The following is a 14,680-nucleotide window of genomic DNA, read 5'->3' on the forward strand; positions in this document are numbered from 1 at the left end:
CGTCGCGCCGATCACGCGTTCTGCGCCCGTGCTGCGACCCGGGCGTCGTGCGCGCGCTGCATCTCGGCGACGAGCGCCGGATTCGGGAACTTCTCATCGCGCGACAGCTCGAGGATCACGTTCTCGACCACGTCATCGGGTTTGTTCTGGCTGAGCTTGCGCTTGGCGACGACGCGGGTCGGCGTGAGCCGGAATCCGATCGTGCCCGACTCGAGCCGACGCACGAACGTCTCGTCGTTGGGAGGCGTCCACATGCCGCGCGGCGAGGGAAAGCGGTTCTCGAAATGCTCGACGAGATGCTCCAGCACCTTCAGATTCTCGTCGGCATCCAGGATCTCCGGCACACCGGACAGGTGCACGGCGACGTAGTTCCACGTCGGCACCGCCGGAACGTCGCCGTACCAGCCCGGAGAGATGTAGCCGTGCGGTCCCTGGAAGACGACGAGGAGCTCCTGATCCGGCTGCCCGAGGCCCAGCACGAGGTCGTCCGGTCGGCCGACGTGCCCCACGATCGTGAGGTCGTCGCGGTGGGGGTCGAGCAGGATCGCGTAGTGCGAAGCGGTCGCGCCGTCGGCATCCCGCCCCACGAGCGTCGCCCACGGATTCCCGGCGATGACGCGCCGCAGCTCGGCGACGTCGGTCATGGCGAAACTGGGGTTCTGGCGCATGCACCAAGCCTAGATCCGCGGCGGCCGGTCAGTTCCTCTTGGGAAGAATGATCGCCTGCGTCTTCCAGGCCTCGAAATCCTTGTCCCCGGCCATGAACGCGTTCACCTCGTCGGTCGTCGCCCGCAGCTTCGGATCGTTGTCGAGATACTTCTTCGTCTCGCGGGCGACGAGCCCCGAGAGCACCAGCAGACCGATGAGGTTCGGCAACGCCATCAGACCGTTCATGACGTCGGAGAATGCCCACACGACACCCAGTTGCACCGTGCAGCCGATGAACACCACGAGCGAGAACAGGACGCGGAACGGCATGACGGCTCGGCGTCCGAGAAGGCGCTCGATGTTGCGCTCGCCGTAGTACGACCATCCGAGGATCGTCGAGCCTGCGAACAGGACCAGACCGATCGTGACGATGTAGTGCCCCCACTCCCCCGGAAGCCCGTGGGAGAACGCTTCGCCGGTCATCAGGGCGGCACTGATCTGCTCACCGGTCTCGGGATCGGTCATGTTCCACACCCCGGTCGTGACGATGACCAGGCCGGTGCACGTCACGACGATGATCGTGTCGATGAACGTCTGCGTCATCGAAACCAGCCCCTGACGGACCGGATGGCTCGTCTTGGCGGCCGCCGCTGCGATCGCAGCGGATCCCATGCCGGACTCGTTGGAGAAGATGCCGCGGGCGACGCCGAACTGCACGGCGATGATGATCGCGGATCCGGCGAAGCCCCCGATCGGAGCCGTCCCGGTGAACGCGTCGGTGAAGATCAGGCCGAACGCCGCCGGCACGTCGCCGATGTTCGCGATGAGGATGTAGAGGGCGCCCAGCACGTAGAAGATGATCATGACGGGGACGAGACCCGCGGTCACGCGACCAATCGACTTGATCCCGCCGACCAGGACGGCGAGGGCGAACGCCGTGAGCACGAGGCCGGTCACCCAGGTGGGCACGCTGAAGCTGTTCTCCATGTTGGTCGCGATGGAGTTGCCCTGCGTCATGTTGCCGATCCCGAAGCAGGCGAACACCGCGGCGATGGCGAAGAACAGCGCGAGGAACTTGCCGAAGCGGTTCGGGATGCCGCGCTCGAGGTAGTACTGCGGGCCGCCCGACTTCTCGCCTGCGTCGTCGGTCTTGCGGTACCGCACGCCGAGGAAGGCTTCGGAGTACTTCGACGCCATGCCGAGGAGACCTGTGATCCACATCCAGAACAGGGCACCGGGACCGCCGATCCCGATGGCTGTGGCGACGCCCACGATGTTACCGGTGCCGACGGTGGCGGCGAGAGCGGTCGTCAGCGCCTGGAACTGCGAGATGTCGCCATCCGAGCCAGGATCCTTCCGGGTGAACAGGCCGAGCCGGAGCGCCGATCCGAGGCGGATGAACTGCAGCCCGCCGAGCCTGATCGTGAGATAAAGCCCCGTGCCCAGCAGCAGCGGGATGAGGAGCCACGGCCCCCAGATCCATCCCGAGAGGGTTTCCAGAGCGGTCTGAAGGCCGGTGAGATCCATGGGTGCTCCTGTCATTGCTGCGGTGCAGAGGACGGAGTCCACCTAATCACGCCTGGCAGCGCGGACACCAGTAGAGCTTGCGCGCGCCGAGCTCTTCCAGCACGATCTCCGTTCCGCAGGTGCGGCACGGCAGACCCGCACGGTGATACACCCAGTGCCGGTCGTCCCGGCTGGCCATCGCCGCGCGGTACTCGTCCGATGACAGGTCGTCCATGGTCATCATCTGACCTGTCTCGACGCCGATCGGCAGCAGCCTTGCCCAGTCCCGCCAGAGTTCACGCACGAGCTCCTCCGGCACCTGCTTGCCGGGCGTGTGCGGGTTCAGGCGCGCTCGGTACAGCATTTCGGCGCGGTAGACGTTGCCGATGCCGGCGGCTACAGACTGGTCCATCAGCAGAAGAGCGATCGGCGTGCCCTTCTTGCGCACGGCGCGCACGAAGCGCTCCTCGTTCTCGGCCGGATCGCCGACGAGCGGATCAGGTCCGAGCTTCGCGACGCTCGCCAGCATCTCGTCCGGCGTCTGCAGCTCGCACGCCGTCGGCCCGCGGAGGTCGGCGGCGGTGATGTCCGTCATCAGACGCAGCCGCACCTGACCGACGATGGGCGGAGGCCATTGCATGCCCTCGTCCTCGAGGCCCTTCGTCTGCTCGGACATGCGCACGTGCACGCGGGTGCGGCGCGGCGCGCCGATCGATGCGAGGGAGTTCTCGCCTGCGTCGTCGAAGACGACAGCGTCCAGGTCGGTGCCGCGCTGATTCGTCTGGCCCATCCGTCCGTTCGCCGAGGCGATCGTCGGATCGAGCAGGATCTCGCCGGCGAAGTCCCATGCACCGTAGAGGCCGAGGTGCACGCGCAGCCAGACATCGCCCTCGGTCTCGAGGAACATCTGCTTGCCGACGGCCTTGACGCTCACCGCTTGACGTCCGTCGAGCACCGCGGCTCCTTCAGCGAAGCGCCCCTGCGGGCTCGAGGCCAGCAGAGTCTTGCCGATGAAGTTCCGATCGAACTGCCGCGCGATCCGGTGTACGGAGTGTCCCTCAGGCATGTCAGCCGCGCGGGTCTGGCAGCAGCGAACCGTCGCGCTCGAAGTCTGCGATCTGGCCGATGCGACGGACGTGTCGCTCCTCGTCGGAGAACGGCGTCGCGATGAATCGCTCGATGAAGGAGACGACCTCCTCGAAGCTGTGCTGCCTGGCGCCGATGGAGATGACGTTCGCATCGTTGTGCTCGCGGGCGAGCTCGGCGGTCGAGAGGTTCCAGACCAGTGCCGCCCTGATGCCCTGAACCTTGTTCGCGGCGATCTGCTCGCCGTTTCCCGATCCGCCGAAGACCACGCCGAGCGCAGCCACGCCGGCGCTCTGATCGACGACGACGGCCTGCGCCGCGCGAATGCAGAACGCCGGGTAGTCGTCGAGAGCGTCGTACTCGACGGGGCCGTGGTCGATCACGTCGTGACCGAGTGAACTCAGGTGCTCCTGAAGCTGCGTGGAGAAGTCGAGGCCAGCATGATCTGTGGCGATGTGGATGCGCATGGACACCATCCTAGAAGCGGCGGGGCCGCCGTCAGGGCGCGATTCCCGCGGCTGCGGGCTTGAACCCGAGACGCACGTTCTCGCAGTCCCCTGGACGCGCCACGTCGTACCACGGCCCGAGGGCGGTGAGGTGCGGACGCTGAGCCGCCGGCGTTCCATCGACGCGTTCGAGCACGAGGTCGATCAGCCCCGAGACGAAAGCCGGGTGGATGCCGGGCGTCGCGGTCCGCACGGCGGGGATGCCCACCTCATCGGCCGATTCCATGGCCTCGGTGTCGAGATCCCACAGAACCTCCATGTGGTCGCTGACGAAGCCGAGCGGGACGATGACGATCGCCTTCGCACCTGCGGCGGGCAGCTCAGCGATCACGTCGTTGATGTCGGGCTCGAGCCAGGGTTGGCTCGGCGGGCCGGAGCGGGACTGGAACACCAGCTGCCAGGGCACGGTGCCACCTCCGACGGGCGCTCGCCCGGCGACTGCAGCGATGTTCTCGATGATGTTCGCGGCGACGGCCTTGTGCTGGGCGACATAGGCGCCGCCCTCGCCCCAATCGACGTCGCGCGGGCCGGAGCGCTCCGCATCCGCTGTCGGGATCGAGTGCGTCGAGAACAGCACGTGGATGTCAGCCGGTGCGATCCCCTGCTCGAGGAACGTCTGCACGGCGGCATCCACGCCCTCCTGGAAGGGGGCGACGAATCCAGGGTGATCGAAGAACAGCCGCACCTTGTCGGCCGTGACGCGATCCTGCAGACCTGCCTCGGTGATGGCGCGCGCGATGTCCTCGCGGTACTGACGATCGCTCGAGTAGGAGCTGTACGCGCTCGTGGCGACTACGAGGAGCGTCTTGTGTCCGTCGTTCGCGGCGGCGGTGAAAGCGTCCTCGAGGTACGGCTCCCAGTTGCGGTTGCCCCAGTACACGGGCAGGTCGATGCCGCGCGTCGCGAGTTCCGCCTCCAGCGCAGCCTTCAATTCCCGGTTCTGCTGGTTGATCGGACTCACGCCTCCGAAGTGGCGGTAGTGATGCGCGACCTCTTCCAGACGCTCGTCCGGGATGCCACGTCCCCTGGTCACGTTGCGCAGGAACGGGATGACGTCGTCCTGGCCCTCAGGGCCGCCGAAGCTCGCGAGCACCAGCGCGTCGTACGCCACCGGAGTCTCGACGAATTCGGGACCGCTCGAAGCGGCGGGGGAAGCGAACAGGACAGAACTCTGAACGGGCACACTCACCCCTCCATCTTCCCATCTTCCGTGCGTCGGCATCCTCGTCGGCATCCTTGTCTACCTGGCGTAGGCTGTCATGGTTGCCGTCGGCGCCAGCAGCGTCGGCATGTGGCGACACCCCCCGAACCCCTGGGAGAAACAGCTGTGCCTGGAGAGAACCTCACCCGTATCGAAGCGCAGGAGCGCCGCGAGCTCGTCGACACTCAGTCCTACGAGATCTCACTCGACCTGACGAAGGGCGCCGAGGTCTTCGGCTCCCGCAGCGTGGTGCGCTTCACCGCGAAGCCCGGAAGCTACACCTTCATCGACCTCATCGCCCGCGATGTGCGCGAGATCTCCCTCAACGGCGAGCTGCTCGACCCAGCCGAGGTCTACGCCGACTCCCGCATCGCGCTGACGGACCTGCAGGATGAGAACGTCCTCGTCGTCGACGCCGACTGCCAGTACACGAACACCGGTGAGGGTCTGCACCGCTTCGTCGATCCCGTGGACGGCGAGGTGTATTTGTACTCGCAGTTCGAGGTGCCGGATTCCCGCCGCGTCTTCGCGGTGTTCGAGCAGCCCGACCTCAAGGCGACTTTCCAGTTCACGATCACGGCTCCTGACACGTGGAAGGTCATCTCGAACTCTCCGACGCCCGAGCCGATCAACCACGACGAGAGCAGCACCGCGACGTGGGGCTTCGAGCCGACTCCTCGGATCTCCTCGTACATCACGGCGCTGATCGCCGGGCCGTACGAGTCCACGTTCTCGGAGCTGACCAGCGCCGACGGCCGCGTCATCCCCTTGGGCGTCTACGGCCGCAAGAGCCTGTGGGCGCACCTCGATGCGGACTACATCTTCGACAAGACCCGCGAGGGCTTCGCCTACTACGAGGAGAAGTTCAGCGTCCCGTACCCGTTCGCGAAGTACGACCAGCTCTTCGTGCCGGAGTTCAACGCCGGCGCCATGGAGAACGCCGGTGCGGTCACCTTCACCGAGACGTACGTCTTCCGAAGCAAGGTGACGGATGCCGTCAAGGAGCGTCGCGTCGTCACGATCCTGCACGAGCTCGCGCACATGTGGTTCGGCGACCTCGTCACCATGAAGTGGTGGAACGACCTGTGGCTGAACGAGTCGTTCGCCGAGTGGGCGTCGACGATCGCCACCGCGGAAGCCACCGAATGGACCGAGGCGTGGACCACGTTCAACGCCATGGAGAAGACCTGGGCCTACCGCCAGGACCAGCTCCCCTCGACGCATCCCATCACGGCTGAGATCAACGACCTCGAAGACGTGCAGGTGAACTTCGACGGCATCACGTACGCCAAGGGCGGTTCGGTGCTCAAGCAGCTCGCAGCCTGGGTGGGCATCGACGCGTTCTTCGCCGGCGTCGGCCAGTACTTCCAGAAGCACGCCTGGGGCAACACCGAACTCAGCGATCTGCTGACCGAGCTCGAGGCGACCAGTGGTCGCGAGCTGACCACCTGGTCGAAGAAGTGGCTCGAGACCGCCGGCGTCAACACGCTCTCGCCGGTCATCGCGGAAGACGCGGACGGCCTGATCTCGCGGTTCGCCATCACGCAGACCGCCCCGGCCGATTACCCGACGATCCGCCCCCACCGCCTCGGCATCGGGTTCTACAGCCTCGACGGCGGCGCGCTCGCCCGAACCCACTACGTCGAGATCGACGTGGACGGCGACCGGACCGAGGTGCCGGAGCTGCAGGGCCGGAAGCGCCCCGATCTCGTGCTGCTCAACGACAACGACCTCGCCTATGCGAAGATCCGTCTCGACGAGCGCTCGCTGGAGACGGCGATCGCCCATCTCGCCGACGTGTCGGATCCGCTGGCCCGCTCCCTCATCTGGGGTGCGGCCTGGGATCAGACGCGCGACGCCGAGAGCACGGCCTCCGACTACATCGACCTCGTGCTCGGCAACATCGCCCGCGAGACCGAGTCGACGACCGTCCGCACCACGCTCGCCCAACTGCGCACGGCGGCGACCCTCTACGTCGCTCCCGCCTCCCGGGATGCCGCCCGTCTGAAGATCGCCGACGGGCTCTGGGAGCTCGCGCAGGGCGCCCAGGCCGGCAGCGACAGCCAGCTGCAGTTCGTCACCGCGTTCGCGTCCTCGCTCGTGAACACGGAGCACGCCGGCGTCATCGGCCGCCTCCGCTCCGGCGAGGAGACCCTGCCCGGTCTCGAGATCGACACCGACCTGTCGTGGCAGCTGCTCGTCGGATTGGCCTCGATCGGTGCGACGGATGCCGCGGCCATCGATGCCGCCCTGGCAGCGGACAACACGTCGAAGGGCGCCGAGTTCGCGGCGCAGGCGCGCGCCGCCCTCCCGAACGTCGACGACAAGCGGACCGCGTGGGCGTCGCTCGTCGACAACGCCGATCTGCCCAACACGATCGTCCGCTCGGCGGCGCTCGGATTCGTGCACCCGAACAGCGCCGGAGTTCTGGACGGATTCGTCCAGGACTACTTCGACATGCTCGTCCCGGTGTGGGAGTCGCGCACGTACCAGATCGCGAACTATCTGATCGTCGGCCTCTACCCCACCGCTCTCGCAAGCACGGAGCTCCGCGATGCGACGCGCTCGTGGTTGTCGGCGAACGCCGATGCCGCCCCGGCGCTGCGCCGCCTGGTCGGCGAGGGTCTCGCCGACGTGGAGCGCGCACTGACCGCACAGGCACGGGACGCCGAAGGAGCCGAAGCCGCCGAGTGATTCAGGGTTCTGCGAAGCCCGATCAGTAGAGTTGAGGGGTGTTGAACGCGCCTCTTGAGACCTCTCCTGCTCCACCGCAGCTGCCGTCGTGGCTGGTGGATTTCTGGGAGAGCACGCTCGCCTGGTTGGTCGCGGCGGGGAACAACGCCATCAGCGTCGCACTGATCATCGCGATCAGCGTCGCCATCGCCTTCGCCCTGCGGTTCGTGATCCGCCGCATCGTGCACCGGATCGTCGACAGTGCGAAGTCCAAGGCGAACGTGCAGGACACGCAGGCGCTCGAACGCTCGCCGCTGTCGGACATGCGGCTCGTGCAGCGCACCCGCACGCTCGGGACGATTCTGCAGAACATCGTCAACGTCACGGTCGGCATCGTCGCCGTCGTGCTGATCACCAACACGCTGGCCCCCGACCTCGTCGGCTCGCTGACGCTCCTGACCGCCGCCATCGGCGCAGGGCTCGGCTTCGGCGCTCAGAACATCGTCAAGGATGTCCTCAACGGCCTGTTCATCGTCGCCGAGGATCAGATCGGCATCGGCGACATGGTCGACATGGGTCTCGCCTCCGGGGTCGTCGAGTACGTCGCAGTGCGCATCACACAGGTGCGCGACGTCAACGGCACGCTCTGGTACATCCGCAACGGCGAGGTCACTCGCATCGGCAACATGTCACAGGGGTGGGCGCGGGCCATCGTCGACATCGGCGTGCCGGTGGACGCGGATGTACCGGCCGTCGAGGAGGCGCTGCTCGAGGCGGCCCAGGGGCTCGCGAAGGACGCCAAGTGGCGCACGCGCATCATCGAGAGGCCGGAGGTCTGGGGGCTGGAGTCGATGAGCGGCGAGGCGCTTGTCATCCGCGTCGTGATGAAGACCCGTGCGAACGCCATGGACGACGTGGCGCGCGAGTTGCGAGTGCGGCTGAAGGACGCGGTTCAGCAGCTCGATCTCGCCGTGCCCTCGCTCGAATCCGTCGTCCCCGATGGGATCGCCGGTGCGCGTCGCGTTCGCGGGGCCAACCCGCCGAAGACGCGGCCGAACGCCGTGACCGGCGTGCCCCCTGTCGCCCGCGGCATCTGGCGCAAGAAGAGTCCGAAGGCCTCTCCGGAGCACCCTGAGTCCCCGGAGACGACGTGATGACGTTCTACGACGAGGTCGGCGGCTACGCCACGTTCCAGCGGATCGTGGACGGGTTCTACCGCGAGGTGGCTCTGGACCCCGTCCTGAAGCCCATGTATCCCGAGGAGGATCTCGGCCCCGCGGCCGAACGCCTGACGATGTTCCTCGTTCAGTACTGGGGCGGCCCCGGGACGTACAGCGAACGGCGAGGGCATCCTCGGCTGCGCATGCGTCACATTCCGTTTCGCGTCGATCCGGACGCACGGGAGCGCTGGCTGCGGTGCATGCGCACCGCTCTGGACGAGGCGGAGCTGTCGCCTCTGCACGACGCGACTCTCTGGGACTACCTCGAGCGTGCGGCGTATGCCATGGTGAATACGCTGCCGTCTGAAGCCGCCTCGCCTGGTGCGCGTCCGACGCTCGACACCCGCAGCACCAGTCAGGATTCGACGGAGAGCGCATGACGACCACACCCCTGTCCGCAGATGTCCTGGTGATCGGATGGGGGTTGGCGGGTCTCGTCGCCGCCTCTGAGGCGGCTGCCGCCGGTCGACGTGTGGTCCTCATCGACCAGGAGCCGCGGTCGAACCTCGGCGGTCAGGCATGGTGGTCGTTCGGCGGACTCTTCTTCGTGGACTCGCCCGAGCAGCGCCGGATGGGAATCAAGGACTCGCTGGAGCTCGCCGCACAGGACTGGTTCGGCAACGCCGGATTCGACCGCGACGAGGACGAGTGGCCCCGGCGGTGGGCGCAGGCGTACCTGGAGTTCGCAGCGGGCGAGAAGCGCGCGTGGCTGCGTGAGCGAGGAGTCGGGTTCTTCCCCGTGGTCGGCTGGGCCGAGCGCGGCGGCTATGGGGCCATCGGACCGGGCAACTCGGTTCCACGGTTCCACATCACCTGGGGTACCGGACCGGGCATCGTCGCGCCGTTCGACGAGGCCGTGCACCGTGCAGAGGATGCCGGCACGCTGACCATCCTTCCCCGTCACCGTGTGACCGCGCTCCTGGTCGCGGACGGCGCCGTCGTCGGTGCGCGCGGCGACGTGCTCGCGGACAGCCCGACCGCACGCGGAATCGCTTCATCGCGCGACGTCGCCCGCGAGTTCGAGATCTCGGCCGGAGCCACGATCGTCTCCTCCGGCGGCATCGGCGGGAACCACGATCTCGTGCGCGCCGCCTGGCCGCAGCGCCTGGGCACTCCGCCCGCGCATATGCTGTCCGGGGTCCCGGCGTACGTCGACGGCTCGATGCACGCGGTCTCGGAGGCCGCTGGTGCGCACCTGATCAACGGCGACCGCATGTGGCACTACGTCGAGGGCATCCAGAACTGGGATCCGGTCTGGCCGATGCACGGCATCCGGATCCTGCCCGGCCCGTCGTCGCTCTGGCTGGATGCCACGGGCAAGCGGCTCCCTGTGCCGCTCTTCCCCGGCTTCGACACCCTGGGGACGCTCGAGCATCTGCGCATGACCGGGCACGACCACTCGTGGTTCGTGACCTCACGGCAGATCGTCGAGAAGGAATTCGCGCTCTCGGGCAGCGAGCAGAATCCCGACCTGACCGGCAAGGACGTGAAGCTGCTGCTGAAGTCGCGCCTGGCGAAGGGACCGACAGGCCCCGTGCAGTCGTTCCTCGACGAGGGCGCTGACTTCATCGTCGAGAACGACCTCGAGTCCCTCCTCGAGCAGATGCGCCGGCACGATGGCGGCGACCTGCTCGACATCGACCTGGTTCGGCGTGAGGTCATCGCCCGCGACCGCGAGATGGAGAACGACTTCACGAAGGATGCTCAGATCGGGATGCTCCGATCCATGCGCGGCTACCGCGGCGACAAGCTGATCCGAACCGCGGCCCCGCACCGCTTGCAGGACGCTTCATCCGGTCCGATGATCGCGGTGAAGCTGCACGTGCTGACCAGGAAGTCGCTGGGTGGCATCAAGACCGACCTCGACGGCCGGGCACTCGGTCTCGACGGGGCCGTCATCCCCGGCCTGTTCGCCGCCGGAGAGGCGAGCGGCTTCGGCGGCGGAGGCGTGCACGGGTACCGCGCGCTCGAGGGCACGTTCCTCGGCGGGTGCCTGTTCTCCGGACGTCAGGCCGGGCGCGCCGCAGCGCGCTGATGCGTCCCCGCTACGGGACGCTGCCGGTCGACCGCACTGCGGTGAGTCCGCTGGCGACAGGACCACGCGACAGCACATGCCCACGGCGGAACGCGAGTCGGGTCCACCGCCCTGACACGGTGACCGGAACCTGCTCCTCGCCCGAGATGAAGCCGAACGCGTGCGCGGCGAAGGCGATACCGCGCGGCAGGCCGCCGAGATCCTCGTCCGGCTCACCCCAGATCGCTGCGCGCAGCGCCCGAACGGCTTCCTCGCCCGCACCGGGGGTCGCGCCCCGTGCGACGGCCGAGATGCCCCACTGCGCCCGCTGTGCGACAGTCGCGGCATCCAGTTCACCGCTGCGGGCCCAACCGGCCCTGGGCGGAGCGATGCCCGCCCAGGCGGGAGAGCGTGCGGTGTCGGGGAGCTGCAGCATCCGCTCATCGTCATCGCGGGCGAGTTCGTCGACGACGATGTCGCACTCCAACTCGGGGTCGGCGTGCACGACGCGCATCGCGAGAATCGTCGGCGTCTGATCGAACAGTCCCTGCGGTGCGAGGGCAGCGGCGGTCAGCGCGAGAACGCCGCGGGAGGCCTGCAGACGCACGCCATCGTCGGCGATCTGGTTCGCCCGTCCGAGAAAGGTGAGCACATCGCTCGCGGTGTCGGAATCGGCGAGGACGAGGCGGGGCTGCACACGTTCTAAACTACCCGGGTTCCCTAAGCTGGGGTGATGACCGCAGAGGAACAGGCTCAGGCATCCGTCGACCGACTTCTCGAAGTGCTCGATCTCGATGCGAGCCAGGCGCGAACGACCGAGGACATCTTCACCGGACGCTCGCACAGCATGCCGACGGGGCGCATCTACGGCGGTCAGGTGCTCGGCCAGTCGCTGCTCGCGGCTGAGCGGACGCTGCCGGACGGTCGAGCGGCGCACTCGATGCACGGGTACTTCCTGCGCCCCGGCGATTCCACCCAGGGCGTGACGATCTCCGTCGATCGCATCCACGACGGGCGTTCGTTCTCGACCCGCCGCGCGCAGGCGTATCAGAACGGTGTGCCGATCTTCTCGATGATCGCCTCGTTCCAGGACGAGGCGCCCGGTCTCGAGCATGCGGCGCCGATGCCGACCGACGTCCCCCGGCCCGAGGATCTCCTCCCGGACGAGCTCCTCGTCGACGGAGCAGGCACGACGGCCCTGCGCCTGCTCACCGAACGCCCCGTCGACACCAGGCATGTGCAGACGCCGATCTACGTGGAAGCGGACGGTGAGCGCTCCGCCCACCAGGCCGTGTGGATGCGCATGCGCGCCCAGATGCCGGACGACCAGACCCTGCACCGCGCGGCGCTTGCGTATCTCAGCGACATGACCATCCAGGAATCGATCCTCAGAGCCCACGGCGTCGCCTGGACGACGCCCGGTCTGAAGGTGGCGAGCCTGGATCACGCCATGTGGTGGCACCGTCCGGCGCGGGTCGACGAATGGATGCTGTTCGTGCAGAAGTCGCCGAACGCCCGCGGCGGTCGCGGTCTTGCAACCGGGCGGATCTACACCCGCGACGGCGTGCTGGTCGCCAACGTGAACCAGGAGATCATGATCCGCGTCCCCGAGGTCGGCTGAGACGAACGCGGCTCTATCTGCGGTGCGCGTACGTGATCGGTTCGCCGACGTACGGCTCCCAGACCTCGCGCATGTCGTCGCTCACGCGGGTCGGCCGCACTGTCCTCGCATCGACGAGCACGAGCACGGCCGTCGAACGCGCGTACAGGACGCGCTCATCGTGCGAGGGGTCGTTGTACACCTCGTAGCAGACCTCGACGCTCGAACCGCCGATCTTGCCGAACCACATCTGGACTTCGAGCGGATGCCGCTGGTAGGGCACGGGTGCGAAGTACTCGATCTCCTGCCTGGCGATGAGGGTCAGGACGCCCTGGTCGATGCCAGATGCCAGCACCGCCGTCTCCGGCGCGTCCTCCCCCGGCCCCGGCTTCCAGAAGGCGCGCACGCGCGCCTCCTCGAGCAGCTTGAGCATCGAGGTGTTGTTGACGTGATTGAACGCGTCCAGATCTCCCCACCGCAGGTGGATGGGGAGATGGAGGCGCTTTCCGTCAGTCACGGGTCAGCTTGCGGTGCGTCGAACGGTGCGGGTTCGCCGCGTCGGGACCGAGGCGCTCGATCTTGTTCTTCTCGTACGCCTCGAAGTTGCCCTCGAACCAGTGCCACTGCGCCGGGTTCTCGTCTGTGCCCTCGTAGGCGAGGATGTGCGTCGCGATGCGGTCGAGGAACCACCGGTCGTGGGTGATGACCACAGCGCAGCCGGGGAACTCGAGCAGTGCGTTCTCAAGAGAACTCAGCGTCTCGATGTCGAGATCGTTGGTCGGCTCGTCGAGCAGCAGCAGGTTGCCGCCCTCCTTGAGCGTGAGCGCGAGGTTCAGACGGTTGCGCTCTCCACCGGAGAGGACGCCGGCCTTCTTCTGCTGGTCCGGCCCCTTGAACCCGAACTTCGAGACGTAGGCGCGAGACGGGATCTCGGTCTTGCCGACGGTGATGAAGTCGAGTCCGTCGGAGACGACCTCCCAGAGGTTCTTGTTCGGGTCGATGTTCGCGCGCGACTGGTCGACGTAACTGATCTTGACGGTCTCGCCGATCTTCAGATCTCCGCCGTCGAGGGGCTCGAGACCGACGATCGTCTTGAACAGCGTGGTCTTGCCGACGCCGTTCGCGCCGATGATGCCGACGATGCCGTTCGGCGGCAGGCTGAAGCTCAGCCCGTCGATGAGAACGCGGTCGCCGAAGCCCTTCTTGAGCTTCTTCGCCTCGATGACGACGTTGCCCAGGCGCGGGCCAGCGGGGATCTGGATCTCCTCGAAGTCGAGTTTCCTCGTGCGCTCCGCCTCTGCGGCCATCTCCTCGTAGCGTGCGAGGCGAGCCTTCGACTTGGTCTGGCGCCCCTTGGCACTGGAGCGCACCCACTCGAGCTCGTCCTTCAGACGCTTGGCGAGCTTCTGATCCTTCTTGCCCTGAATGTCCAGACGCTCGGCTTTCTTCTCGAGGTAGGTCGAGTAGTTGCCCTCGTAGCCGATGAGCCGGCCACGGTCGACCTCGGCGATCCACTCCGCGACATTGTCGAGGAAGTACCGGTCGTGGGTGATGGCGATGACGGCGCCCTTGTAAGCCTGCAGGTGCTGCTCGAGCCAGAGCACGCTCTCGGCGTCGAGGTGGTTGGTGGGCTCGTCGAGGAGCAGCAGGTCGGGCTTCTGCAGCAGGAGCTTCGCGAGTGCCACGCGGCGCTTCTCACCACCGGAAAGGGGTGCGATCGCAGCGTCCCCCGGAGGGGTGCGCAACGCATCCATGGCCTGGTCGAGCTGCGAGTCGAGGTCCCAGCCGTCTGCGGCGTCGATCTCCTCCTGCAGCACGCCCATCTCGGCGAGCAGGGTGTCGAAGTCGGCATCCGGGTCGGCCATCTGCGCGGAGATCTCATTGAAGCGATCGAGCTTCGCCTTGATCGCGACGCCCTCCTGGATGTTCTCCAGCACGGTCTTCGACTCGTCGAGCTCCGGCTCCTGCATGAGGATGCCGACGGTGAAACCCGGTGTCAGCTTCGCCTCGCCGTTCGAGGGCGTGTCGAGACCGGCCATGATCTTGAGGATCGTCGACTTTCCGGCACCGTTCGGGCCGACCATGCCGATCTTCGCTCCGGGGAGGAACGACATCGTCACGTCGTCGAGGATGAGCTTCTCGCCCACCGCCTTGCGCGCACGAACCATCGAGTAGATGTACTCAGCCACAGAAAAACGCTCCTTGTGTAGGCGTCGAGGATCGACT

13 protein-coding genes are annotated in these 14,680 nt (G+C 67.1%); 5 read left to right on the plus strand and 8 right to left on the minus strand.

The window, feature by feature from the left end; all coding sequences use genetic code 11:
• Positions 1–11: 11 nt before the first annotated feature.
• From LQZ87_RS07260 to LQZ87_RS07280, 5 genes are read right to left on the minus strand one after another with little or no spacing between them, the layout of a single operon-like run.
• Positions 12–668 carry an FMN-binding negative transcriptional regulator gene (locus LQZ87_RS07260; RefSeq protein WP_230102805.1) on the minus strand — a complete coding sequence of 219 codons (657 nt, stop codon included), beginning with the start codon at positions 666–668 and terminating at the stop codon, positions 12–14.
• A 28-nt stretch (positions 669–696) separates the two neighbouring features.
• Positions 697–2,175: a sodium:alanine symporter family protein gene (locus LQZ87_RS07265; RefSeq protein ID WP_230102806.1), complete on the minus strand. Its 1,479-nt coding sequence runs from the start codon at positions 2,173–2,175 to the stop codon at positions 697–699.
• A gap of 46 nt (positions 2,176–2,221) precedes the next feature.
• A complete protein-coding gene (locus LQZ87_RS07270; protein WP_230102807.1) occupies positions 2,222–3,220 on the minus strand; it encodes a DNA-formamidopyrimidine glycosylase family protein in 999 nt (332 codons plus the stop codon).
• Position 3,221: 1 nt separating this feature from the next.
• Entirely contained in the window at positions 3,222–3,707 is a 486-nt protein-coding gene (locus tag LQZ87_RS07275) for a ribose-5-phosphate isomerase (protein WP_230102808.1), read from the minus strand.
• Between the two features lie 31 nt (positions 3,708–3,738).
• Entirely contained in the window at positions 3,739–4,929 is a 1,191-nt protein-coding gene (locus LQZ87_RS07280; RefSeq protein ID WP_230102809.1) for a ferrochelatase, read from the minus strand.
• Positions 4,930–5,073: 144 nt separating this feature from the next.
• Between LQZ87_RS07280 and pepN the strand changes: the two genes are divergently transcribed.
• From pepN to LQZ87_RS07300, 4 genes are all read left to right on the plus strand, one after another.
• Entirely contained in the window at positions 5,074–7,641 is a 2,568-nt protein-coding gene (pepN, locus tag LQZ87_RS07285; RefSeq protein ID WP_230102810.1) for an aminopeptidase N, read from the plus strand.
• Positions 7,642–7,721: 80 nt separating this feature from the next.
• Positions 7,722–8,774, plus strand: a complete 1,053-nt coding sequence (locus LQZ87_RS07290) for a mechanosensitive ion channel domain-containing protein (RefSeq protein WP_230103121.1) — start codon at positions 7,722–7,724, stop codon at positions 8,772–8,774.
• Complete coding sequence (locus LQZ87_RS07295; protein ID WP_230102811.1) at positions 8,774–9,220, plus strand: globin; 447 nt, start codon at positions 8,774–8,776, stop codon at positions 9,218–9,220. The genes LQZ87_RS07290 and LQZ87_RS07295 overlap by 1 nt, the downstream gene beginning before the upstream one ends.
• Positions 9,217–10,875 carry an FAD-binding dehydrogenase gene (locus tag LQZ87_RS07300; protein ID WP_230102812.1) on the plus strand — a complete coding sequence of 553 codons (1,659 nt, stop codon included), beginning with the start codon at positions 9,217–9,219 and terminating at the stop codon, positions 10,873–10,875. The genes LQZ87_RS07295 and LQZ87_RS07300 overlap by 4 nt, the downstream gene beginning before the upstream one ends.
• A gap of 10 nt (positions 10,876–10,885) precedes the next feature.
• Here the strand turns inward: LQZ87_RS07300 and LQZ87_RS07305 are convergent, their stop codons facing one another.
• Positions 10,886–11,551, minus strand: coding sequence for a hypothetical protein (locus LQZ87_RS07305; RefSeq protein WP_230102813.1), 666 nt, complete (start codon positions 11,549–11,551; stop codon positions 10,886–10,888).
• 36 nt (positions 11,552–11,587) lie between these two features.
• On the opposite strand from LQZ87_RS07305, the gene LQZ87_RS07310 reads away from it, so the two are divergent.
• The gene (locus tag LQZ87_RS07310) at positions 11,588–12,475 is read left to right on the plus strand and encodes an acyl-CoA thioesterase II (RefSeq protein WP_230102814.1); all 888 of its coding nucleotides are present in this window, start codon (positions 11,588–11,590) and stop codon (positions 12,473–12,475) included.
• 13 nt (positions 12,476–12,488) lie between these two features.
• Here LQZ87_RS07310 and LQZ87_RS07315 read toward each other — a convergent pair whose 3' ends face one another.
• Together LQZ87_RS07315 and ettA are read right to left on the minus strand one after the other, a co-directional pair.
• Positions 12,489–12,971, minus strand: coding sequence for a thioesterase family protein (locus tag LQZ87_RS07315; protein ID WP_230102815.1), 483 nt, complete (start codon positions 12,969–12,971; stop codon positions 12,489–12,491).
• Entirely contained in the window at positions 12,964–14,643 is a 1,680-nt protein-coding gene (ettA, locus tag LQZ87_RS07320; protein WP_230102816.1) for an energy-dependent translational throttle protein EttA, read from the minus strand. The genes LQZ87_RS07315 and ettA overlap by 8 nt, the downstream gene beginning before the upstream one ends.
• Positions 14,644–14,680: the final 37 nt, after the last annotated feature.

Source organism: Microbacterium sp. Bi121 (genome assembly GCF_918698005.1).
Lineage (GTDB): Bacteria > Actinomycetota > Actinomycetes > Actinomycetales > Microbacteriaceae > Microbacterium.